Annotated in this window: 23 protein-coding genes and 1 riboswitch; of the genes, 8 read left to right on the top strand and 15 right to left on the bottom strand. The window is 52.4% G+C overall.

The genetic code is table 11. The features are described 5' to 3' along the window. Positions 1-69: 69 nt before the first annotated feature. Positions 70-390 carry a slr1957 family protein gene (locus tag SPI6313_RS07200; RefSeq protein WP_072623034.1) on the bottom strand — a complete coding sequence of 107 codons (321 nt, stop codon included), beginning with the start codon at positions 388-390 and terminating at the stop codon, positions 70-72. Between the two features lie 395 nt (positions 391-785). Here SPI6313_RS07200 and SPI6313_RS07195 point away from each other — a divergent pair, with 395 nt between their 5' ends. Next, positions 786-1,649 carry a mechanosensitive ion channel family protein gene (locus SPI6313_RS07195; protein WP_072620387.1) on the top strand — a complete coding sequence of 288 codons (864 nt, stop codon included), beginning with the start codon at positions 786-788 and terminating at the stop codon, positions 1,647-1,649. Between the two features lie 4 nt (positions 1,650-1,653). Here the strand turns inward: SPI6313_RS07195 and SPI6313_RS07190 are convergent, their stop codons facing one another. Further along, positions 1,654-2,568, bottom strand: coding sequence for a hypothetical protein (locus SPI6313_RS07190; protein ID WP_072620386.1), 915 nt, complete (start codon positions 2,566-2,568; stop codon positions 1,654-1,656). Positions 2,569-2,778: 210 nt separating this feature from the next. On the opposite strand from SPI6313_RS07190, the gene metH reads away from it, so the two are divergent. Then, positions 2,779-6,312 carry a methionine synthase gene (metH, locus tag SPI6313_RS07185; RefSeq protein ID WP_072620385.1) on the top strand — a complete coding sequence of 1,178 codons (3,534 nt, stop codon included), beginning with the start codon at positions 2,779-2,781 and terminating at the stop codon, positions 6,310-6,312. Positions 6,313-6,400: 88 nt separating this feature from the next. Here the strand turns inward: metH and SPI6313_RS07180 are convergent, their stop codons facing one another. From SPI6313_RS07180 to SPI6313_RS07170, 3 genes are all read right to left on the bottom strand, one after another. Continuing rightward, positions 6,401-6,832 (bottom strand): hypothetical protein, encoded by a 432-nt coding sequence (locus SPI6313_RS07180; RefSeq protein ID WP_072620384.1) that lies wholly within the window; start codon positions 6,830-6,832, stop codon positions 6,401-6,403. A gap of 226 nt (positions 6,833-7,058) precedes the next feature. Next, positions 7,059-7,577: a hypothetical protein gene (locus SPI6313_RS22805; protein WP_139276573.1), complete on the bottom strand. Its 519-nt coding sequence runs from the start codon at positions 7,575-7,577 to the stop codon at positions 7,059-7,061. Positions 7,578-8,032: 455 nt separating this feature from the next. Continuing rightward, on the bottom strand, positions 8,033-8,983 hold the full coding sequence (locus SPI6313_RS07170) for a GUN4 domain-containing protein (RefSeq protein ID WP_217650524.1): 951 nt from the start codon (positions 8,981-8,983) through the stop codon (positions 8,033-8,035). A gap of 293 nt (positions 8,984-9,276) precedes the next feature. On the opposite strand from SPI6313_RS07170, the gene SPI6313_RS24715 reads away from it, so the two are divergent. Then, the gene (locus SPI6313_RS24715; protein ID WP_281248368.1) at positions 9,277-9,408 is read left to right on the top strand and encodes a hypothetical protein; all 132 of its coding nucleotides are present in this window, start codon (positions 9,277-9,279) and stop codon (positions 9,406-9,408) included. 3 nt (positions 9,409-9,411) lie between these two features. Here the strand turns inward: SPI6313_RS24715 and SPI6313_RS07165 are convergent, their stop codons facing one another. Continuing rightward, the gene (locus SPI6313_RS07165) at positions 9,412-9,630 is read right to left on the bottom strand and encodes a hypothetical protein (RefSeq protein ID WP_072620381.1); all 219 of its coding nucleotides are present in this window, start codon (positions 9,628-9,630) and stop codon (positions 9,412-9,414) included. A gap of 327 nt (positions 9,631-9,957) precedes the next feature. On the opposite strand from SPI6313_RS07165, the gene SPI6313_RS07160 reads away from it, so the two are divergent. Further along, positions 9,958-10,842: a transglutaminase family protein gene (locus tag SPI6313_RS07160; protein WP_072620380.1), complete on the top strand. Its 885-nt coding sequence runs from the start codon at positions 9,958-9,960 to the stop codon at positions 10,840-10,842. A 205-nt stretch (positions 10,843-11,047) separates the two neighbouring features. Next, positions 11,048-12,457 carry a B12-binding domain-containing radical SAM protein gene (locus SPI6313_RS07155; protein WP_072620379.1) on the top strand — a complete coding sequence of 470 codons (1,410 nt, stop codon included), beginning with the start codon at positions 11,048-11,050 and terminating at the stop codon, positions 12,455-12,457. 10 nt (positions 12,458-12,467) lie between these two features. Here SPI6313_RS07155 and SPI6313_RS07150 read toward each other — a convergent pair whose 3' ends face one another. The 9 genes from SPI6313_RS07150 to SPI6313_RS07110 form a co-directional block, all read right to left on the bottom strand. Continuing rightward, positions 12,468-13,142 (bottom strand): restriction endonuclease subunit R, encoded by a 675-nt coding sequence (locus SPI6313_RS07150; protein ID WP_217650523.1) that lies wholly within the window; start codon positions 13,140-13,142, stop codon positions 12,468-12,470. A 37-nt stretch (positions 13,143-13,179) separates the two neighbouring features. Further along, on the bottom strand, positions 13,180-14,670 hold the full coding sequence (locus tag SPI6313_RS07145; protein WP_072620378.1) for an AAA family ATPase: 1,491 nt from the start codon (positions 14,668-14,670) through the stop codon (positions 13,180-13,182). A 4-nt stretch (positions 14,671-14,674) separates the two neighbouring features. Continuing rightward, the gene (locus SPI6313_RS07140) at positions 14,675-15,178 is read right to left on the bottom strand and encodes a YceD family protein (RefSeq protein WP_072620377.1); all 504 of its coding nucleotides are present in this window, start codon (positions 15,176-15,178) and stop codon (positions 14,675-14,677) included. A 15-nt stretch (positions 15,179-15,193) separates the two neighbouring features. Next, complete coding sequence (locus SPI6313_RS07135) at positions 15,194-15,679, bottom strand: Jag family protein (RefSeq protein ID WP_072620376.1); 486 nt, start codon at positions 15,677-15,679, stop codon at positions 15,194-15,196. Between the two features lie 105 nt (positions 15,680-15,784). Further along, entirely contained in the window at positions 15,785-16,948 is a 1,164-nt protein-coding gene (gene yidC, locus SPI6313_RS07130) for a membrane protein insertase YidC (protein ID WP_072620375.1), read from the bottom strand. Between the two features lie 103 nt (positions 16,949-17,051). Further along, positions 17,052-17,444, bottom strand: coding sequence for a PH domain-containing protein (locus SPI6313_RS07125; RefSeq protein WP_072620374.1), 393 nt, complete (start codon positions 17,442-17,444; stop codon positions 17,052-17,054). Next, the gene (gene rnpA / locus SPI6313_RS07120) at positions 17,416-17,790 is read right to left on the bottom strand and encodes a ribonuclease P protein component (RefSeq protein ID WP_072620373.1); all 375 of its coding nucleotides are present in this window, start codon (positions 17,788-17,790) and stop codon (positions 17,416-17,418) included. The genes SPI6313_RS07125 and rnpA overlap by 29 nt, the downstream gene beginning before the upstream one ends. Positions 17,791-17,813: 23 nt before the next feature. Next, positions 17,814-17,951 carry a 50S ribosomal protein L34 gene (gene rpmH, locus SPI6313_RS07115; RefSeq protein ID WP_072620372.1) on the bottom strand — a complete coding sequence of 46 codons (138 nt, stop codon included), beginning with the start codon at positions 17,949-17,951 and terminating at the stop codon, positions 17,814-17,816. A gap of 115 nt (positions 17,952-18,066) precedes the next feature. Then, positions 18,067-19,425 carry an SLC13 family permease gene (locus SPI6313_RS07110; protein WP_072620371.1) on the bottom strand — a complete coding sequence of 453 codons (1,359 nt, stop codon included), beginning with the start codon at positions 19,423-19,425 and terminating at the stop codon, positions 18,067-18,069. 296 nt (positions 19,426-19,721) lie between these two features. Then, a riboswitch (cyclic di-AMP (ydaO/yuaA leader) is annotated at positions 19,722-19,890 on the bottom strand. A gap of 140 nt (positions 19,891-20,030) precedes the next feature. Here SPI6313_RS07110 and SPI6313_RS07105 point away from each other — a divergent pair. From SPI6313_RS07105 to SPI6313_RS07095, 3 genes are all read left to right on the top strand, one after another. Next, on the top strand, positions 20,031-20,963 hold the full coding sequence (locus SPI6313_RS07105; protein ID WP_072620370.1) for a UDP-glucuronic acid decarboxylase family protein: 933 nt from the start codon (positions 20,031-20,033) through the stop codon (positions 20,961-20,963). 61 nt (positions 20,964-21,024) lie between these two features. Beyond that, positions 21,025-22,383, top strand: coding sequence for a UDP-glucose dehydrogenase family protein (locus tag SPI6313_RS07100; protein WP_072620369.1), 1,359 nt, complete (start codon positions 21,025-21,027; stop codon positions 22,381-22,383). A gap of 37 nt (positions 22,384-22,420) precedes the next feature. After that, positions 22,421-23,500: a tetratricopeptide repeat protein gene (locus tag SPI6313_RS07095; RefSeq protein WP_072620368.1), complete on the top strand. Its 1,080-nt coding sequence runs from the start codon at positions 22,421-22,423 to the stop codon at positions 23,498-23,500.

The raw sequence follows: 23,500 nt of genomic DNA, 5'->3' as shown, positions 1-23,500 counted from the left end.
CTTGGGGAGGGTTTTGTTTGGACAGAGACACAGCCCATACCATTGGCGAATTCTGGTTACGGGCGTGGCTTAATCTTCTTCAACTTCGAGCAAGGCACTCATCACCGCACCGCAGGCAAAGGCAAACACAAGGGGCATCGGTGAGTGGGTCACATAGCTCAAAAACAAGGATACGAGGGCAGCGATCGCCCCCGTCCAGACCACGAGGCGTTCTTCTTCGCACCAGCCTTTCGCCGCCTTGATCGAGCGTAATACAGAAGAGGGAATCGGTTCTGGCATTACAGCACCGGGCGGAAATGCCCAATAGTGTCCGGGGCGTTCTTGGAAAAGCTCCGTCCAACCATTGTCAGCACACCATTCGGTAATCCAGTGATCACTGTAATGTTTCATCGTCGGCATGGGCGTTCAATTCGGAATCAATAACGGTTTAATCAGTCGAACTTATCGTAACAGTTGCCTTTCCACGCAGTCCGTTGATCATAAAAAACTTTACGTTGATTCACCGGCAAACTGAGTAAAAATACTCGGATGCTGGTCATGAAAGTTAAGCAAACTTTAAGCTAGCGATCGCATCTATTCTGACATGGGAGAAAATGTGGTTGCGATCGCGTCAACGCTTCAGCCCAGGCCTCACATCCTGCCAATTTCCCCAGCCCCCGCAACTGCATTAACGCGCCCCTATTTTTTGAATCAAGACCCAGTATTTAAAAATCAATCCTGATCATTTGTAAGATCACTCCTCTCTCCTCATTTATTATTATTCGTTCATGGATAGTAACTGAATCATGCCGCCAGAGTTAACCCTAGACAACCTTGAACAACTCCTCCGCATCAACTATTTACAGCAGCTTCTCTTTGAACTTCAGGAAATCATCGCCACCTTTGGGTTGAAACTCTTCGTCGCGATCATCATTGCCTTTATCGGCTTTCGTGGGGCGCGACTCCTCCAGCACACCACCCAAAACCTGATGCGCAAAGCAGGCATTGACGAAACCCTCGTTTCCTTTGCCGTCCACCTCACCTACTTTGGCTCCCTCACCTTCGTGGCCGTCATCGTCCTCGGCCATTTAGGCATCCAAACCACCGCCATTATTGCCGCCCTCACCTCTGGCTTCTTTGCCGTTGGCTTGGCCCTCCAAGGCTCTCTATCTAACTTTGCGGCGGGGGTTTTAATTATTATTTTTCGACCCTTTCGTGTGAATGACTATATCGAAGGTGGCGAAGTGGAAGGAACCGTCGAAGAAATCCAAATTCTCACCACCAAACTTCGCACCCTCCAAAATATCGTCGTCGTCATTCCCAACTCAAAACTCACCAACGAAAAAATCATTAACTACTCCAGCAAACCCTACCGCCGCATTGATCTCGTCTTCGGGGTGAGTTACCGCTCCGATATTGATCAAGTCAAGCAAATTCTTTGGGAAATCGTTAAAGCCGAACCCCTGATTACCCATGATCCGCCGCCCTTTATCGGGGTGTTGACGCTCAATGAAAGTTCAGTGGATTTTGCGGTGCGCCCCTATGTGCGTCAACAGGACTATTGGACGGTGTGGTTTAACATTACGGAAACCGTGAAAAAACGGTTTGATGCCAACGGAATTCAGATTCCCTTTCCACAGCGGGATGTGCATTTATTCCAAGCTCGCTAAGGGCTTAAAACACTCGCAAATAGCTATCCCGATAGCGACGTTGTACCATAGATTGAGCGATCGCTTCATCCCAACGGGGCACGGGTTTGAGGTCTGAAATGGTGCTCCAGGATTCGTCTAAGGGGGTGCGGGTGATTTGGCCGACGAGTTGCGCGATCGCTTTACAGCAGGACTTGGGATGACGACAAACCTGCTCCTCTGCAAACCGAATAATCAGCCAATGCCGGGCTAAAAAAAAAGTATGGCGTTTCGTTTCCCGTGGGTCGGGATAACAGTGATAGGGCTTTTGGGTTTTGTAGATATAGGGTTCGTCAATTTCAATATCAATATGCAGATCCCCTTGGATATAGCAAAAATCAGGGGTATAGGGATATTGATACCGGGGAATTTTTAAGCCCAGATCGGTATGAATTCGCCCCGGAAAATAGTGATTAAGATGAGTGTGAAAATGAGCCTCAGAGACTCCTTTTTGAACATTTTTTGAGATCGGGAGTGGGGGGACTGTGGTGCTAAGAGTGTTTTGGATTTTCTGTAAATGGCGTTGATAGTCTGAGACTTTTTCGATGCGGTGGAGTTGTTCGACTTGTTGGGTGTAGTGTTGATATTTTTTCTGATACTGCTGCACTCGTTTTAAAAACCGCTTGCGCCGTTGGGGGTAGGTGATCAACGCGCCGCCAATTAACACCACATTGCCCAACAGGAAAAGCAGAAAGGCGAGTAAAAAGAACGCCGTGCTTTGGCTAGCGAGGCTGATCAGGAGGAGAACCAAGAGGGGAGCCAGGGGCAATAGGGCACGGAGGGGAATGACTTGGGGGGTTTGAAAATAGGGGCGCGGCGGTGGTGTGGGGATGGGGGGCAGTTGGGTGAGGGATTCGGCGATCGCGTCCGGTACATAAATATCGGGATACGTGCGGGACATAGACGCAAGGGAGGCTATGGAATCTCTTCATTGTCTCAAGTTTTGTGATTTTGATTACACAATCCTTCCGGAGCGTGAGATTAGACGGATCGCAGTCCAGAGCAATTCACCATACCGAGTCCGACTCGCCCCAAAATTTTGCACAATGGAAAGCGACCAAATTAAACTATAGAGTCACACGATCATAATCAGCCCTTCCTCGCCAACACCATGAACAGCGCATTTTTAAACCGTCTCCACAGCCCAGAACGCCCCGTGCTTGTTTTTGATGGGGCGATGGGAACCAATTTGCAGGTCCAAAATCTCACCGCTGCGGACTTTGGCGGGCCCGAATATGAGGGCTGTAATGAATATTTAGTAGCGACGAAACCGGAGGCGGTGGGGACGGTGCATCGGGGGTTTCTTGCGGCTGGGGCGGATGTGATCGAAACCGATACCTTTGGCGGTACGTCGATTGTCTTGGCGGAATATGACCTGGCCGATCGCGCCTACGAACTCAACAAAACAGCGGCGGAACTGGCAAAAGCGATCGCCGCTGAATTTTCCACCCCCGAAAAACCGCGTTTCGTCGCGGGTTCCATTGGCCCCGGCACGAAACTGCCCACCCTCGGCCATATTGATTTCGACAGTTTGCAGGCGGCCTATATTGAACAGGCCACGGCTCTTTATGATGGCGGTGTGGATTTGCTCCTGGTGGAAACCTGTCAGGATGTGCTGCAAATTAAAGCGGCATTAAACGGGATTGAGCAGGTGTTTGAAAAGAAGGGCGATCGCCTCCCCCTGATGGTCTCCGTCACCATGGAGCAAATGGGCACGATGCTCGTCGGCACCGAAATGGCCGCCGCCTTGGCGATTCTTGAACCCTATCCCATCGACATCCTGGGGCTGAACTGCGCCACCGGCCCCGACTTGATGAAAGAACATATTAAATATCTTTCCGAGCATTCCCCCTTCATCGTCTCCTGTGTGCCCAACGCGGGACTACCGGAAAACGTCGGCGGCCAAGCCCATTACAAGCTCACACCGATGGAATTGCGGATGTCTCTGATGCACTTTATCGAAGACTTGGGTGTGCAGATCATCGGCGGCTGCTGCGGCACACGCCCCGACCATATCCAGGCCCTAGCGGAGATGAGCCAAACCCTTACCCCCAAAGTCCGCCAGCCCCACTACGAACCCGCCGCCGCCTCGATCTACAGCACCCAACCCTACACCCAAGACAATTCGTTTTTGATCGTCGGGGAACGACTCAACGCCAGCGGCTCGAAAAAATGCCGCACCCTGTTGAACGATGAAGATTGGGACGGCTTGATTTCCCTCGCCAAAGCCCAGGTCAAGGAAGGGGCGCATATTCTCGATGTCAACGTGGACTACGTGGGGCGCGACGGGGTGAAGGATATGCACGAACTCGCGTCGCGGTTGGTGAATAATGTGACGCTGCCCTTGATGCTCGATTCGACGGAATGGGAAAAGATGGAAGCGGGGCTGAAAGTGGCGGGGGGGAAATGTATTCTCAACTCGACGAACTACGAAGACGGCGAGCCGCGTTTCTATCAAGTTCTCGATCTGGCGAAACGGTACGGAGCCGGGATTGTCGTTGGCACGATTGATGAAGAGGGGATGGCGCGGACGGCGGAGCGAAAATTTGCGATCGCCAAACGGGCCTATGATGCTGCGATCGCCCACGGCATCCCTGCCCATGAAATCTTTTTTGACCCCCTCGCCCTACCGATCTCCACCGGCATCGAAGAAGACCGCGAAAACGGCAAAGCGACAATTGAATCAATCCAAAAAATCCGCGCTGAATTGCCCGGTTGTCACATCCTCTTAGGGGTTTCTAACATTTCCTTCGGGTTAAATGCAGCAGCGCGGCAGGTGTTGAATTCGGTGTTTTTACATGAGGCGATGGCGGTGGGGTTAGATAGTGCGATCGTTAGTGCCAGCAAGATTTTACCGATGGCGAAAATCGACCTCGACCATCAAAAAATCTGCCGTGATTTAATCTACGATCTACGGGAATTTGATGGCGACATCTGCACCTACGATCCCCTCGGCAAAATCACCGATCTCTTCGCCGGGAAAAAAGCGAAAAAAAGCGAAGCTGTTGATAAAAATCTCCCCATTGATGAACGCCTTAAACAGCACATCATCGACGGTGAACGCCTCGGCCTTGAAGAAGCCTTAGAAGAAGCCCGCCAAGAGTTTGAGCCGCTGCATATTATTAATGTGTTCCTCCTCGACGGCATGAAAGTCGTGGGCGAACTGTTTGGATCGGGTCAAATGCAACTCCCCTTTGTGTTGCAATCCGCCCAAACCATGAAGGCCGCCGTTGCCTATTTAGAACCCTTCATGGAGAAAAAAGAAGGGGAAGATAATCGTAAAGGAACGTTCATCATTGCCACAGTGAAAGGCGATGTTCACGATATTGGTAAAAACCTCGTAGATATTATTCTGTCTAACAATGGCTACAAGGTAATTAACTTGGGGATTAAACAACCCGTGGATGCGATTATCAAGGCCTACGAAGAACACGGGGCCGACTGTATTGCCATGAGCGGCTTGTTGGTGAAATCTACAGCATTCATGAAGGAAAATTTGCAGGTGTTTAATGAGCGAGGCATTACCGTGCCGGTGATTTTAGGCGGTGCGGCACTCACGCCGAAATTTGTCCATGGCGATTGTCAATCCACCTATAACGGTCAGGTGGTTTACGGGCGCGATGCGTTTTCTGACCTGCATTTTATGGATAAACTGATGCCTGCGAAAGCGGCTGAGGCGTGGGACGATTTAACGGGGTTCCAGGGGGAATTTGCCGAGGGTGAAACGAATGGGAGTGCGATCGCATCTCCCCAAGAGGAGCAATCCACCTCTCAACCCGACGAACCCAAAGTAATCGATACCCGCCGCTCTGAGGATATTGATCCCAACATTCCCCGCCCCACGCCGCCATTTTGGGGGACGAAAATTCTCACCTCCCAAGACATTTCCTTAGAAGCCCTGTTTTGGTATTTGGACCTACAAGCCCTCTTCGCGGGACAGTGGCAATTCCGCAAACCCCAAGGCCAATCACGGGAGGAATACAATGCGTTTCTCGCGGCAAAAGTGGAGCCACTTTTATCCCAATGGCAGCGGCGCGTGGTGGTGGAAAAACTTCTCGATCCGGCGGTAGTCTATGGCTATTTCCCCTGTCAATCCGAGGGAAATACGCTGCTCATTTATGACCCGGAACAGCCGGAAGCACGGCGAGAAGTGGCGCGATTTGAGTTTCCTCGGCAGCGATCGGGGCGGCGGCTCTGTATTGCGGATTTCTTCGCATCGGTGGAGTCGGGGGCGATCGATGTGTTCCCGATGCAGGCGGTGACGATGGGGGAAATTGCCACGGAACAGGCCCAAAAACTGTTTGCGGCGGATGATTATACGCAATACCTTTATTTTCACGGCATGGCGGTGCAGATGGCGGAGGCGTTGGCGGAATGGACGCACGCCCGCATTCGCCGCGAGCTAGGGTATGGGGATCAGGAGCCGAACAATATTCGGGATATGTTGAAGCAACGCTATCAAGGGTCGCGCTATAGCTTCGGCTATCCGGCTTGCCCGAATATGCAGGATCAGGTGACGCAATTACGCCTGTTGGGGTGCGATCGCATCAACCTCACCATGGACGAAAGCGAACAACTCTACCCCGAACAATCCACCACTGCGATCGTCACCTACCACCCCGCCGCCAACTATTTCAGCGCCTAACGACCAAGCTCACCGGACGCAGATAGCTTTTATACCCTAGCAAAACCTTGAAAGCGCTCCGGTGCAGCAGGGTTCTAATGCTGTGTCATTAACGAATTGGAGTAATCTTAAGCCGGAGTTTACCACTAGCGTCAATCTCTATCTCTACGTGATGCTTCCCGCTTGATGTCGCGACAGCAACAGTTCCAACTATAGCTCCAATACCACCGCCAACTGCTGCTCCAACAAGACCACCAACTATGGCTCCAACAAGCGCACCCATGCCTGCACCCCCAAGAATAAAGAGGACAGAGTAATTGATTGTAGTGACCGAAGTAGATAAGGGAATGAACGCACCTGTAGCTACATGAATCCATTCACCTGATTTATTTTTATGTAACTCAAAAATTGTTTTTAACTTCTCTGGAAGGTCTGAATACCTTTTGTAATCAGTAACAACTTCAACTTGCTCACCTTGCTCCAAGGCTATTTTTAACTCACGATAAAACGTTTCTGTATCTGAGAAAACTAACTTTCGCATACACCTAATTAACCTTGAGAAGCCACTAGCAAAACCGCACTATTTTAGTATGCCCACTCATCTCATCTCTGCAATCGCCTCATAAAAAACTTAAAATACTTTTTTATCAATGACCTCACGTTCTTTTAGTTCAGAACACTAACAGATGAGCTTTCAACTGCCGTCCCCACTGAGACCTGAGCTGCATAACTATGAATTATATGGATTTTTTTCATACAACCACCCATTAGTTGCGGTTATAAGACAAATCATATCGAAATGTCATTGCCTCTTGAACCATCCATTCCTTGATTCCTAAAACTTCGTAAGTAGGATGTCGATAAGATGTGGGAAAATCTCCTCCATTATCTGCCATCCGGATAAAATCACCCCATCCATATTTACCATAAGACGAAAAAATAGGATAAATACGATAACAGCAGTCTTGAGGACCATCAATACTACCATCTATCCCGTCCCAAGGATTCCCCCAAACAACAATAGATTCAAAAGGATCACGTCTCATTTTATTTGTTAAATTGTCAACATATGTATTTGTTGGCATTTGAGGCTTATACTCAACAAGTGTTAATACGCTATGGCCGGCATTTATATATGGAAGAACAAGGAAATCCCATAAATGACCACATTTTTTCTGTGGATGATATTCCCATTCAGCACCGGATAAATCTAACGTTCTTGCAAAAACAGCTTCTGATTTTGAATCAAAAACTATTCCCTTGTATTCTGTTTTAATCGCTTCCATGCTTATCCTTTCAAGCAACTAACTATTGATTATATAGCGGTTTCCACAAAGATGAGGTACACATCAGTAAATTCAACCCTATGAACAAGGGGATTAAGCCCCTTGTCTCTATGCCTCATGAGTTGCGAAAACGCTATATAGATTTTTTCCATATAATCGCCCAATATAGGGGTTTTATTAAAATTTTATCCACATAAAACCCCCATAGAGGGCGTTATACAGAAATTTTCCGTATAGCTCCCTTCTCAGCATTTTATACGGATTTGTCTCTATGACTGCTCCCCAACCACTAAAGAAGCTGCTAGGCGTGGTTCGAGCAGTGATCTGCTTCAAACATCCGATCGCGCCGAGTCAACGGACAGCGATCGCGAATCGAAGGGGATTGCACTGAAAATAGTGCGATCGCATCAACCATCGTGCAGCCTCTAGAGCGACCCCAAAGTCTGGAATACCGGTCAGTCTAAGGACAAATCAATCTGTTCCATCAGTTGAGGGATGTAGTGATAGAAGCGTTCGTTGCGTAGCTGCATGGCATCAACAGTGCAACTGCCACAATGTTCCCCAGGCGGTGGAACCGCAACTGATTGCACCACCGCATCCGACACCCCAGCCCAGGGTAGATGTCCCTCCGGAGCCTGCAAGGAATAGGTCAGTTCCGACTCATTCAGCCAATCGCTACTGATGAAATCAACCTCAGCACGAGGAGCAGTGAGTTTCCAACCGATGCGATCGCGCCAGGCATTGACCGCCGCTTCGTGATGATTAGAATGCTTGGACAGCACTTCTTGCCAAAGACGCAGTTGAACACTGAGTCCAAACCGTCCGTTACTAGCCGTTAACCACATCTGATCAACGGCACGAATCACCGCTGGCCGTGGCAACACCGGGTTAAACGGCGAGCCCGGCGCAAGTAGTTGGCGGGTTTCGCGATCGGCAGCCGCCCAATCCTTGGACTGGAGCCGTTCTTCTAGCCGTGCCAACTGTGACTCAATGGCCGCATCAAGATCACCATTCTCAGTCAAACAAGGGCCTAACCTCGATCGCACATACTCACCAGAGCGCAGATAGTGGACAACCTGCATATGCTGAGGCTGGCCGCGAGTCGGGCGCAAACTGAGGTAAAGTCCATGCACAGAAGCTGGTATGCCGTAAAGGCGATCGCCATTGTTGGGCTGACCCCTAAACAAGCTGTCAAAGGGCAGTTGGGAGTAGTCGGCATCGGGGGCAAGTTGTTGATAATCACTCACCGCAGCAGCATTGAGCAAGGTTTTAACCTGGCCATTTTGGTCTTGCCACTGCACCGTTAGGGTCAAGCTTGTTCCAACTGGGTTTTGAGGAATTTCCACCGCAGTAGTCTCCGGCAGGTTGCCCGCCAATCGATAGGTTAAACTCACGCTCTGGTTCAAAGAAACCCTCGTTTGACAGGTGACGTTGTAAGGATTAGCCCTGGCATGCATGGATGGGGACGGTATCGTAGTTGTGGCTAGGGCTACCGTTAAGACACAGCTTAACGGCTTCAGGATTAGCATTTTAGACATGAGCAAGCGCCTCCAAACTAATGCATAACTTCATGAAGCGGGAGTTTTTCAATCCCTGGATTCAGTTGAAACCGTTATCTGTTGTAACGGCCATTCTGTAAGGCATATCACCAGAAACTAACTTAATTCCAGTCTAAAATGGTTAGATTGACATCGAACTTGTGCGGGTAGATGGGAAAGTGCAGTGCGATCGCATCAACCTCACCATGGACGAAAGCGAACAACTCTACCCCGAACAATCCACCACTGCGATCGTCACCTACCACCCCGCCGCCAACTATTTCAGCGCCTAACGGCTAAGTTGAGCGGCGGTTAGTATCGTCACCAAGATCCCTTGCTCGTTGGCTCCAACGTTTTGTTAGACCACGTTTCCGCGACAAATTCACAACTTTTCTGCCACTCTCAGCTTGTTGGTTTTGCAAATCAGCAAAAAGTGCTTTCAAGTTATGATTGAATGACCGTGCATACTCTTCACGAATTCTGTGAATCTCTTCTAAAATTGCATCTTGATACATAATTAATCTCCGAGCAGTTCATAGGGTGTACACAGAATCGGTAAGCTAATTGGCATCGGAATATCAAAAACAAAGGAAACTCAGTCAATACAATTTAGATGCTGATCAGCTTATCTACCTGGCTGCTTTTGTTGTTTGGCTTAACTGAATGACACGCCCTAGTGGACTGTCTAGCCTCAGATGGCAAGTAACTGGAAGACTGAGCGAAGTCGAAGTCTGGTGCTCCGGGGTTCGACGACCCTCACCCCTCTGGATAACAACTCACCTTTTTAAGCTAGACAAGACACTAGGGATCAACCCTTGTTTGGTCTCACCCTCCTTAGGATTATGCGCTACCACATCCGCCACAAAACCACCTACCGCTACAGCGATCGCATCATCCTCAAGCCCCATCTGATCCGCCTCTATCCCCAGGGGGACGCGAGACAACGGCTAGAGCAGTGGGAATTGCAAGTCACGCCGGAACCCGTGGGGCGATCGCAATTCACCGACCTCGACGGCAATACCCTCACCAAAGTTTGGTTTCACGACCCTACGCCCACCCTGACGATCACGGCAACAATGACCGTCGAAACTCTGCAATCCAACCCCTTTAACTACCTCCTCGATGCTTGGGCGACGGCCCTGCCGTGGGACTATCCCCACAGCCTCGCCGCCCAACTCACCCCCTACCTCCGTCCGGTGCAAGCGAGTTTCGATCCGGGTGCGATCGCCCTTGCTCAAGACCTCCACAGCGACAGCCAGGGCAATACCCTCGACTTCCTCAACCGCCTCAACCAAATGCTTTACACCGATTGGGACTATATCTATCGGGCAAGCGGTGCGCCCTGGTTGCCGGGGGTGACGCTGCGCCGCCGTCAGGGGTCTTGTCGAGATTGGGCGGTGCTGTTTATGGAGGTGTGCCGCAGTTTGGGAATTCCGGCACGGTTTGTGAGTGGCTATCAGGAGGGCGATCGCGACCAAAGCGATCGCGACCTCCACGCCTGGATTGAGGTCTATCTCCCCGGTGCAGGCTGGCATGGCTATGATCCCACCCAGGGGTTACTCGTGAGCGATCGCCATATCCCCCTCTGCGCCAGTGCTGACCCCCAATTCACCGCCCCGATCACCGGCCAAATCACCCCCAGCCGACTCCCGCCACCCCAACCCGTGACGACGACGATGGAAAGTGCGATCGCGCTGGAGTGGCTCACTAATTCCGAATCTGAATGAGGGCAGCGAGCTAGAAGCTCGCACTCCAGAGAATTTACCGTTATGGCAGGAGTGAGCCTCTGGCTCACTCCTGCCAGGGCCAGACTCGCAACGTTGGTGAGGATGAACAAGCTGCAATATCCCGCAATAATTCTTGATGGGCACTAGATGGAATCGAATTTTCTGGGCGTGAGGGTGGGTAAATACCGTATTTTTTACCCTTGCCATGCGTATCAAGATGATTCTTCCGGCGCTCACCGAAGCCCTCAGCCCCCATTGGCGGCCCATCAAGTATTCCCTCTTTCCGCCCTTGGGATTAGCGACGATCGCATCCTTCTGCCCCGACGATGCCGAGATCGAGCTTCAAGATGAACATGTTCAACCCTTGACCCTGGATGATGACCCGGATTTGGTGGTGATTCAGGTTTATATCACGTCTGCGTTTCGGGCCTATGAATTGGCGGATCACTACCGGGCGCGGGGGGCCTATGTCTGCCTGGGCGGCCTCCATGTGACGGCCTTACCGGAGGAAGCCGCCCAGCACGCTGATACGATTTTCCTCGGCCCCGGTGAGGATACCTGGCCGCAGTTTTGGGCGGATTGGCACAGCGGGACAGTTCAATCGCTGTATCGTTCAACGGTGCGATCGCTCCTCGGTGTTCCCCCCATTCGCCGCGACCTGATTCAGCGCGATCGCTATCTCGTACCCAATTCCATCGTGGTTTCGCGGGGCTGTCCCCACCATTGCGACTTTTGTTATAAAGATGCGTTCTATCAGGGGGGCAAATCTTTCTACACCCAAGCCGTGGACGAAGCCTTGGCCGAAATTGAGCGACTCCCAGGCCGTCATCTCTTTTTCTTAGATGATCATCTCTTTGGCAATGCGCAATTTGCAGCGGCATTATTTGAGGGGATGCGGGGGATGAATCGGGTCTGGCAAGCGGCGGGAACCGTTCACGCCATTTTGCAACCCGGTTTATTGGAAAAAGCCGTGGAAAGCGGGTTGCGGAGTTTATTTGTGGGCTTTGAAACTCTCAACGAAGCAAACCTCCGCGCCCAGCATAAATATCACAACCTCAACCGGGACTACACCGCCGCGATTCGTCGCCTCCATGAGTTTGGCGTGATGATTAACGGTAGTTTTGTCTATGGCATGGATGAGGATGATCCGTCCGTGGGCGATCGCACCGTGGAATGGGCGGTTCAACAGGGCATCGAAACCGCCACGTTTCACATTCTCACCCCTTACCCCGGCACGGCCCTTTATGATCGCATGGCCGCCCAAAGCCGCCTCCTCCATCACCATTGGCCCGACTACGACACCCGCCATGTGGTCTTCCAACCGGCCCAAATCGACGCGGCGGAACTGGAGGCGTTGTATTGGCGATCGTATCAGCAGTTTTACCGCTGGTCGGCGATTTTCCAAGGGGCTTGGCAAAAACCCACCTGGGAACATCGCGCCCGCCATCTAGCCTATGCCGGGGGTTGGAAGAAGTTCGAGCCGCTGTGGGACATGATTATTCGCGCTGAACAGGTGGCGAAGGTGCGCCCGATGTTGGAGCGAATTTTAGGCGGCTTGCCGGAGGTGCGATCGCCCTTCCCCCATCGTCAACCCCAACCCATCCCCCAAGAATAATCCTGGGCCGTCAATCCCCAGATTCAGGGACATCTAGCACCACTTGCCCGATCCGCTTCAGGATTTGCAGCACATCATACAAACGATTTTGACGAGGGAGCAATGAGAATACATCCGACATTTCGTATTGCGGAACAGTCCCAGATTGCAATTTTGTGAAAACGAAACTCCCCCCATTCGTCACCATGCCGTAGGTGCAGTATTTAGGGTGAGGATTGGCGAGTAGATAGGCGAGAACTTGAGGAACTGCTAAGTCTACCGAAAAGTTTGTCTCTTTCGATTCGATCGCAATCACCCAAAACTGTTCCTGCAAAACGAGGGCATCGATTCGGCCCCGGTAACGACGTTTCTCCGTAGGCACATCCAAATAAATAGTTTCCTCAGCGCGAAACTGAAAGGGGGGATTATAAAAACCCGCCAATTGCAACAAAGGCGACAGGACGATCAGTTTGATTGTCTCCTCGCCTAAACGCCCTTCCGAAAACTGGTAGTGGTATCGCTCCCGAATCTGGTCAAGGGCGGTCTGTTCCGCCGCCGTCAAGCTGGGCAACCCGGTCAGCCATTCTTCAAAAAAGTCTTCAGCCTCAGCCCGTTGTAAGCCGAACTCTGTCTGGAGTTGCGCCAGGGTTTTCAGATGACGTTCAATGGCTAGAGTGTCCATCATGTCAAAGGCATGTTGAGCCATTCAATTGTATCGCGCCCGATTGATGAGGCGATCGCACCTACAGCGAACCGAGAGAACCGCGCCGCGACGCAAGCCGCGCTTTCCCCGCATCGGCCCAGGCTTGGAGGAATTGGATTTGTTCCTTGGCGGTGCGGGCGAGGGGGATGATTTGGCTGGCGGCGGTGAGAATGTCGTCGGTGGTAAAGTCGCGGTTTTGGCTGAAACCGATGTGCATCGCTTCGATTAGGGTTTGTTCGATTTCCGCGCCGGAAAAGTCGGGGGTTTCGTAGGCGAGGCGATCGCAATCATACGCTTGTAAATTATGAGGGCGGAGGCGGCTAAGGTGGACGGTGAAGATTTCCTTGCGTTCCCCTTGGGAAGGGAGGCCGACGAAAAAGATTTCATCAAAGCGACCTTTGCGGAGCATTTCCGGGGGGAGGCTTTGGATATTGTTGGCGGTGGCGACGACGAAGACGGGGGTGGTTTTTTCGGCCAGCCAGGTAATGAAGGTGCCAAACACGCGGCTGGTGGTGCCGGAATCCCCTTTCCCATCGGCTCCGGCAAAGGCTTTGTCGATTTCGTCGATCCAGAGAATGCAAGGGGAGAGGGCTTCGGCCAGGGTGATCATTTGGCGGGTGCGGGATTCTGATTCACCGACGAGGCCGCCGAAGAGTCGCCCCACATCGAGCCGCAGTAAGGGTAAGTGCCAATGGTGGGCGATCGCTTTTGCCGTCAGGGATTTTCCCGTGCCTTGAATTCCCACCAGGAGCAGGCCGCGCGGATGGGGCAGGCCGTAGGCGCGGGCGCGATCGCTGAATGCTCCGCCCCGCCGCAACAGCCAATCTTTGAGGTTATCGAGGCCGCCGATGTCGGTGATCTGTTCGGTGGCGGGGTAAAAGTCGAGGATTTGGGTTTGGCGGATCGATTGGCGTTTTTCGGCGAGGATCAATTCCACATCATCGGCTTCGAGTTTGCCGTGGGCAGCGATCGCCCGCGTCAACACCCGCCGCACCCGTTCGAGGGGCAGCCCTTGGGAGGCTCGCACCAAAGCATCCAGCAGCGTTTCCGGCAGGGATTGCCCCACCAAGAGCCGCTGCATTTCTCCCCGCAGTTCCGCCGCCGTGGGCAGGGGAAAATCAACGATGGTAAACACTTCGGTGAGTTCGGGGGGGATGGAGATCGAGGGAGCAACGACCACGAGGGTTTTGGGTTGGGATTTGAGCGATCGCGCCAAGTTCCGCAATTTCCGCGTGATTGAAATATCCTCTAAAAAACGGTGAAAATCTCGCAACACAAAGACACCCGCCGCTTGTTCGGGAAGTTTCTCCAATAATTCCAACGCCTGCAACGGATTGCGCCGCCCCACGCCGTTATGATTCGGATTATGTTGATAGCCTTCGACAAAGTCCCACAGGTAGACGGTGCGATTGCCCACCGTTTGGGCCGATGCTGCGATCGCACCCTCAAGGCGTTCTTCCTCCGCCGTTGGGATGTAGATCAGCGGATAGCAGGCCCGCAGTAGTAACTCAAACTCATCTCGAAATGCCATGCCATCAATCCTCGCGTTGCGAGAGTTGTTCTTTTAAGCTTGCCAAGCTCGCCCACCGACTATCCACATCGGCGCTCTCCTGGGGAGTCTCTACCGCGATCCCCGGACAATCATCACTACAGACCTGCTGAAACGGCAACGCCAAGCTCAACTGCTCATAAAGCCACTCTTGGGGGTCAAAATGTCCGTTGGGGGGGAGGGTTTCGAGGAGTTCATCGCCTTGATTTTCGTCGGCGCTGGGGTGATCGGGTTTGGGAGCTTCGAGCCAGATTAATTCTTGGGTGTCAACTTGCAAACGGTGGTTGTAATGGGCTAAACAGCGATGACAGACCAAGGTGGCGATGGTTTCCGCTTGCGATCGCACATCCAAATAGGTGCTTTGGTGCGTCACACTCAAGCTGCCCCGCACCGGAGTCAGGGTTTCTAGTCCCTCAATAAACTCTTCAAGCTCAAACTCTTCCGTTCGTTCCGGAAGCTGCAACAGATTCGGAATAAAAATTGGCTGCATTCGTCCCTCCCGCTGCTATCTCAGCTTACGGCGCAACACAAACAAACGGCGGTGGGGTTCTGCGCCCCGGCTTTCCGTCGTTAAATCTTCGCTCTCTTTAAACAAAGTATGAATTTGGCGACGTTCAGCAGCGGATAGATCCATCAACTCCACTTCCTGCCCCGTTGCCCGTACCTTCTGCGCCACCTGATCCACTAGGGCTTCAAGTTCCGCCTGACGGCGTACCCGATAGTCCGCCAATTCCACGGTATAGGGATGCTGCACCGGGCGATCGTGACTCGCATTCAACAGGGTATTGGCGAGGTATTGGATCGTATCGATCAGTTTGCCGCGATCGCCAATCAACCATTCAATCTGTTCCGGTTCGAGATCCTGTGCGGCGATCGTCAGCCAATAGGGCCCATCTTTTGCCGATTGACTGCATTCCACCCCACAGGGAACCCCCATCAGGGTCAACAACTGGGTTAGCCACAGTTGCCCCTGTTCGATTTGCTCACTCATGTTCGTCCTGACGCGCTTGTGCGCCTGCCATTAATTACCAAGCCATGGCAGACAAGCGATCACAATACCCGCATCATCAACTCGCTCGCCATGGCAGATCGCCCCTTAACCAGAGGCTTTTTCTTTCTTCTTCGATCGCTTCGGCTCAAAGGGCAAATCTCCCCGGCCACCTTTGTCGCGCTCTTCTTGTTTTTCCTGCTGTTCTACGAGTTTTTGCAGGTTTTCCGGTAACGGTTCCCGCATCAAAATGAAGGTTTGTGCCGTTTGGAACACGTTCGCCACCGTCATATACATCAGCACCCCCGCCGGTAAGGGAAAAACGAGGAACATCCCCGTAAACAGAATCGGCGTGATTTTGCTAATGGTTTGCTGCTGCTCGTTTTGCGGGCCACTGCCCCCCGATGCGCCGGTGAGTTGTTGACTGATGTAGGTACTGACCCCGAAGAACAGCACCATGCCGACAATATCCCAGTGGATCGCACCGTTTTCACCCTTCGCACCAACTCGGCCGAGGGCATTGATGAAGAGGAAACCTTCATTGGCGGCGAGACCGGGAATCGTGCCTTGGAGGGTGACTTCACCAGGGGCGATCGCTGTCACCGTCCCATCGGGGGCAATTTCCACATTGCCTTCGCCCTTGGTGACCGTCCATGCAGGTGTTACCTGACTGGTTTCATATTCCTGGCGCAGACTCGCAAAACTTGTCCCTTCTTCCGATTGGAATTCCGGGTGAATCGTCTCACCAACGGTGAGGCGATTGCCCGTGGGAATCACCGCAGCGAGGCGATAGTGAACATCTTCATTAAGGTAGATGTTTTGGGGTTTGGTTTTAAAAATTTGGGGTTGAATCTGTTCTGTGGCTTCGCTGGGGAAAATTTGCAGATCCACCGTGTAGTTGATATCCGCAAAGGGCGATCCCCGCAGGGTGGTGAACAAAGCCCACAGAATCGGCAATTGCAACAACAAGGGCAGGCAGCCCGCGAGGGGGTTGCCATACTCTTTGTAAATTTCGCTCATCGATTCTTGGAGCTTTTTCGGGTCGTCTTTGTAGCGTTCTTGGACTTCTTTAACCCGTTTTTGCATCACCGGTTGGGCGATGCGAGTGCGGCGCATATTCCGAATGGAGCCGGCACTGAGGGGATAGACGGCAAAGCGAATCACCAACGTGAGGGCAATGATCGCAAAGCCGTAACTGGGCACAATCTCATGGAAAAAATCCAGGATTGGCAACATGATGTTGGTTGAGATAAAACCGATACCTAAATCCATGCCTATTGAGAGCCTGCTGGGTGGACAAGTGGGGTGAATACGCAGTGTGGAGTCGCTTTATCGAAAAAGCAGTGGTCTAGACACACAAGCGAGGGGAAGGGGATTAAATCCGAATCGTATCGACGGGAATGCCAGTTTTTTCGGCGGTGCGCTCGGCAATGTGGTCACAAATTTGACGGTATTTTGGAATGGCTCGCAATTCAAGACGATTGCCATCCCGGAGGGTCAACACAATATCACCCCAGAGGCCAATCCCACGGGACACGCTGGCAATCTTGGCGACCTCAGCGTAAACAACATCGGTGCGATCGCGCCCCTGCCATCCCCCCGTCACCGAAACGCGGCGATCGGTAATCCGATAACGTAGCCACAGGGCCCGCACCACGGCCCCTACGGTTAAGGGTAAACAAATTACCGTGAACCCTAACAAAATATTCAAAATCAAGTCGCCAATATGGGGGCCACCTTCATAAAATGCTGTTTCTTTTATACCCATGCCATACCTCGGCTTTTGTCAATAACTGCTTTAATTCTCGCAAAAAATGTTCATATTCGCACGTCATTGCTTGGGGCTTGACATTCACAACCAAGCAGTGGCCGGGAACAATTTGGGGTAAGATTTGGCGAAAAATGGCTCGGATTTGACGTTTAATGCGGTTCCGCACCACAGCCTTTTTGCTGACTCGCTTCCCCACCGTGATCCCAATTTTGGGCGGGGCTTCGGGGCATGGCATCGGCAAATAACGCACGGTGAGATATCGACCGTGAATGCGATCGCCCCGTTCGTACACTGCTTGGAACTCACGTCGATGCTTGAGCCGATTGCAGTTGGCTAACCCCACGTTGCCACCGTTTGCTCAAGCTCCTAAACCGCTAAGCGATGCCGCCCTTTGCGGCGACGGGTTGCAATCACACGTCGGCCATTGTGGGTGCGCATCCGAGCGCGAAACCCCGATTGACGCTTTTGTTTGCGGTTCGTGCCGCGCAAAGTTCGTTGAGTCACCGTAATCCTCCTACAGTATTCGGCTAAATACCTTGACAAAAACACAGTCTATCATGGTAACCCGTGACACTCATCGAACGCAAACCCCAGATCTCGGTTTTCCATCGCTCCCCCGTCAGCCGATCCGCCCTCCGGCCAACCCAAAGCAGGCAACGATCAGAAACACCAGACTCACCCCCACCTGAGCCGCCATCACGGGCAAACCATAGCGCAAAAACTGACGAAACGAAATCCGACTACCGTGTAATTCCGCCACCCCCGCCGCCACAATATTGGCCGAGGCTCCCACCAAGGTTCCGTTTCCCCCCAAGGTCGCCCCAAACATCATGGCATAGAACAAGGGAAGAACAGCGGCGGGAAATTGGCCCGTAAACTCAGGACTGGCCATGGCTGGGTCAATTAGATTCACTGTTAACAGGTACTCCTTGAGGAGGGGAACCATGGCAACGACGAGGGGAATATTAGGAATCACGCTCGACAAGAGGGCGACGAGCACCATCAGCACAATGCTAGCCAGCAGCAAATTTTGACCCAAGCCCAGGGCGAGGAGTCCTGATAACTGCTGCACAACGCCGGTTTTTTCGAGGCTGCCGATCAAGACAAAGATGGACATGAAGAAAATCAGCGTGCTCCAGTCCACATCTTTGAGGATGCTATTGACGGTGTCAATTTTGCTGTGGTGGGCGAGGAGGAGGGCGAGACCGGCACCGAGTAACGCCACGGCTGCCGGTTGAATGGGGAAGGGCAAGGATTCTCCGATCACGAATAGCACCAAGACGAGGAGGATGATCCCACTGCCCACGGCTAACACGCGGGGATGGTTAATTTGGGGGAGTTTAAGGCGATCGCACCCCGTAAACTGCGTCCGCCAAATGGTCGGAAAGAGCACCGGCAGGAGCACGACGATTACAGCGATCGCCAACACCCCCCCCAAACTCAACCGCTGGAGATAATCCCCAAAACTCATATTGACCCCCTGTCCCACAATAAACGTCGCCGGATCACCCACCAACGTCAACAACCCCGCACTATTGGCAACCAACACCATCAAAATCAGCAGCGGCACAAAATCCACCCCAATATCCTGAGCCAATGGCGGAATCAATGGAGCCAACAACATTACCGTCGTCGCATTGGGCAAAATCGCACAAATCGGCGTAGTAATTGCCACAATTCCCAACAGCAACCTCTTCCCACTGCCCTGGGAAATTTTCACCATTTGTCCCGCAAGATAGGCGAAAATTTGCGTCGGTTCAAAGGCTCGAATTAACACCATCACCCCAAAAAAGAGCGCCAATGTCCCATGGCTTTGACTGATGTAATCTATCGCCTCTGACAGGGTTAAAACATGGGCAAAAATCAACACCATTGCCCCCAGAAAGGCAGCGATCGTCAGATGTAATTTCTCTGAAACGATCGCCCCAATGACAACAACAAACGTTCCCCCAGCAATCCAAGCTGCACCATAATCCATAGTGTTGTAACACCTTCTCATGAAGGTGCGATAAAAAACCGAGCAGCAAACATCGAGTCACCCCAGCATTTCTGGATCGCTCAAGAGTTCGATTTAAGAAGCAAACCCTGACATCACAGGAAACCCATCAGGGCAAAAAAGTTAGGAGTTTAACGGGTATTGAATACCCACGGTATTTAGGATGAGATGGCCATATCACAGACTCCAGATTCGTGGCAGGTACAAACGCAAGTCATAGCAGTACGAGCCAAGGAACACTGAATGCAGAGCCACCATTTTGGGAAAAATGCTGTCTTTCAGTCTCCTCTCAATGCCGACGAAGTTAGCTGACGGGCTAGGACTGAGAGATGTCCCGTTTAGATCCGTCAAGGAACAGAGTTGCGTTGTCCTTGAGTCTTTCTAAGCTTACGCCCCAGGGTTTGGTTCCTCCGTTTCCTCGTGCGCCTGAACTAGCGATTCAGGTCAACGATGAACTAGGCTGACTTGCTTAAGAAGGAATAATAGCACAAATTTTTAAAAAGCCTCCGGGGCGATCGCAGCAGTCGATCGCCCTGCCAACTCCCTGCATGTTAGAGTGAAGGCTAAAAATTACCCCCAAGCAAATCATGCGCATCCTCGTCACCGGTGGTGCTGGTTTTTTAGGCTCTCACCTCATCGATCGCCTCATGCAGCAAGATCATGAAGTTATTTGCCTAGATAATTTCTATACCGGGAATAAACGCAATCTTTTGCATTGGTTCAACAATCCCAATTTTGAACTGATTCGCCACGATATTACGGAACCGATTCGCCTTGAAGTGGATCAAGTCTATCACCTGGCTTGTCCCGCCTCTCCCGTTCATTATCAGTTCAACCCGATTAAAACCGTCAAAACCAATGTGCTGGGGACAATCAATATGCTGGGGCTGGCGAAACGAGTGGGTGCTCGCTTTTTTCTCGCCTCAACTTCGGAGGTGTATGGTGATCCGGATGTGCATCCTCAATCCGAGGCCTATCGCGGCAATGTGAACTGTACCGGGATTCGTGCCTGCTACGACGAAGGGAAACGGATGGCGGAAACCTTGACCTATGATTATCACCGCGAGCATGGTTTAGAGGTGCGCGTGGTGCGAATTTTCAACACCTACGGCCCTCGGATGCTGCCCAATGATGGCCGAGTGGTGAGTAATTTTATTGTTCAAGCGTTGCAGGGCAAGCCCTTGACGGTGTACGGGGATGGGTCGCAAACCCGGAGTTTTTGTTATGTGTCGGATTTGGTGGAGGGGTTTTTGCGCTTGATGGCGAGTGATCGTACAGAGCCGGTGAATATTGGCAATCCGGGGGAATATACGATTTTAGAGTTGGCACAAACGATTCAACAGCGGATTAATCCGGATGCGGATCTGGTGTTTGAACCGTTGCCCCAAGATGATCCAAAACAGCGGCAACCGGACATTACCCGTGCTAAAAATTGGTTGGGTTGGGAGCCAACGATTCCTCTGGATGAGGGGTTAACGAAAACGATCGCCTATTTCCGCGATCGCCTCCAAACTCCGTAGGGGTGCAAGCGTGTCACCGCGATCTGAAATTGTTGTACAGCCATAGGAATAAGTGAAAGCCATGCAAGTGTGTGTAATTGGAACAGGGTATGTAGGGTTAGTGACCGGGGTTTGCCTGGCGCAGATTGGCCACCATGTGATTTGCGTGGATAACAATGAGCAGAAAGTGCAATTGATGCGATCGGGTCAATCCCCCATCTATGAGCCGGGCTTGTCGGAATTGATGAAATCCTGCATGGAAGCCGGCCGGTTAGAATTCACCTCAGATTTAGGCTATGGCGTAGAGCATGGCGAGGTGCTCTTTATCGCCGTGGGAACCCCGGCCCTGCCGACGGGGGAAAGCGATACCCGCTACGTGGAAGCCGTGGCGAAGGGCATCGGCCAACATCTCAAAGGCGGCTATAAGGTGATTGTCAATAAATCCACTGTGCCGATCGGGTCGGGGGATTGGGTGCGGATGATTGTCCTCGATGGGCTGTCGGAACAGAGCAACAGCACCGTATCCGAGGCAGATGCGCCCTTTGATGTGGTCAGTAACCCGGAATTTTTGCGGGAGGGGTCGGCGGTGTTTGACACCTTTAACCCCGATCGCATCGTTCTCGGCAGCAACAGCCAGCAGGCGATTGATCGGATGAAGGAACTCTATCAACCCTTGGTAGACCGCACCTTTGCCGATGATCAAACCCTGCCGCCGGTGCCGGTGGTGGCGACGGATCTCAATTCGGCGGAGATGATCAAATACGCGGCCAATTCTTTCTTGGCGACGAAGATTAGTTTTATTAACGAAATCGCGAATATTTGCGATCGCGTCGGTGCAGATGTCACCCAAGTCGCTGAAGGAATCGGCCTCGATTCCCGGATCGGCTCCAAATTTCTCCAAGCCGGTTTAGGGTGGGGCGGCTCCTGTTTCCCGAAAGATGTATCCGCCTTGATCCACACCGCCGACGACTACGGCTATGATGCCGAACTCTTAAAGTCCGCCGTCAGCGTCAACAAACGCCAACGGTTGATCACCTTAGAAAAACTCCAACAGGAACTCAAAATCCTGAAAGGGAAAGTGGTCGGCCTCCTAGGCTTAACCTTCAAGCCCGACACCGACGATATGCGCGATGCGCCCTCCCTGGACTTGATCGAACAACTCAACCGCCTCGGCGCGAAGGTGAAAGCCTACGACCCGATCGTGTCCCAAACCGGCATTGGTCAAGGCCTGTCTGGGGTGATGGTGGAAACCGATATCGATCGCTTGGCCGATGGCTGTGATGCTTTGGTGTTGGTGACGGACTGGCAACAGTTCGCAGCGTTGGACTATCAAAAACTCGCGGCGTTAATGCATACCCCTGTGATTATTGATGGTCGGAATTTCCTCGATCGCAAGGCTGCCGAGGCGGCGGGCTTCCGCTATATTGGGGTCGGGCATTAGGCTCAAGGTTGGTTTTATTTCGCACGGGTGGATCATCGTGACGGCTTTCTCTTCTCGACTTGCGCAACTGTGCCCCTGGCTACCGGGGGGCGCGATCGCTCTCTGGGCCATCGTAGGGTTGTCGTCCCCCAGTCTTGCCCAAGGGATCGACTTTCTCGACCAACAGTTAGAAATTCCCCCCATTGATCAACCCAACACCCCCGCCCACGCCGCCGCCAATCGCCTCTTCCAACTGGCCCAAGCCGCAGCAGAGGCGGGCGAACTCGCGAAAGCGGTGCAACTGTGGCGGGGGGCCTTGGTGCAATATACGGAATTGCAAGATCTCGGCGCGATCGGGGTGGTGCATGAGCATCTGGGGATTGCCTATCTCCAGTTGGGCTATTTCAACGAGGCGGAATATTCTTTTCGCCAAAGTTTGGGGGCAGCGCGGGATGTGGGCAATGCGTTTCGTCAAGTGTATGCCTTGAATAATCTTGGTACGATGCTCCTCAACCGCAGCGATCCCCAGAGTGCGGCGGAGAGTTTCGCCGCTGCCGCCGAGTTGGCCCAGACCATCGGCAGCGAAGCCGGGGAAGGGTTGAGCTTGAGTAATTTGGGGCTGGCGAAGGCGCAAATGGGGGACTATACGGGGGCGATCGCGGCCTACGAAATCGCCTGGCCCCTGCGGCGACGGTATCCCCACATTGGCGGCCATGCCTACACCCTCAATAACGTGGGGGATGCCTATCAAGCCCTCGATCGCCATGATCAAGCCCTGGCAGAATATCGCCTCGCCCGGTGGTATGCCGAAGAAGAGGGGGACATTCATAACCAATTTCGCGCCTTTGAAGGGTTGGCCTATTCCTACGGACGCACCCAACGCTGGGTGAATGCGTTCCAGGCTTTGGATGATTGGATTAATTTAGCCCGTCAAACCGAAGAACCCCGCCGGGAGTTACGGGCGTTGCATCTTTACGCCCAGTATCATGTGCTGTTGCGACGTTGGCCCAAGGCGCGGGAACTCTACGAAAATGCGATCGCTGTTTCCCAACGCCTCGATAACCCCGATACCACCACCATCCTCCGCAATGAGTTAGGGCAGGTGCTCTACTATTTCCCCTACGGCCCGGATTTGTAG

It is taken from the genome of Spirulina major PCC 6313, from assembly GCF_001890765.1.
Lineage (GTDB): Bacteria > Cyanobacteriota > Cyanobacteriia > Cyanobacteriales > Spirulinaceae > Spirulina > Spirulina major.
Note: the sequence above shows the minus strand (reverse complement) of the source record. Positions and strands in the feature narration are given on the sequence as shown.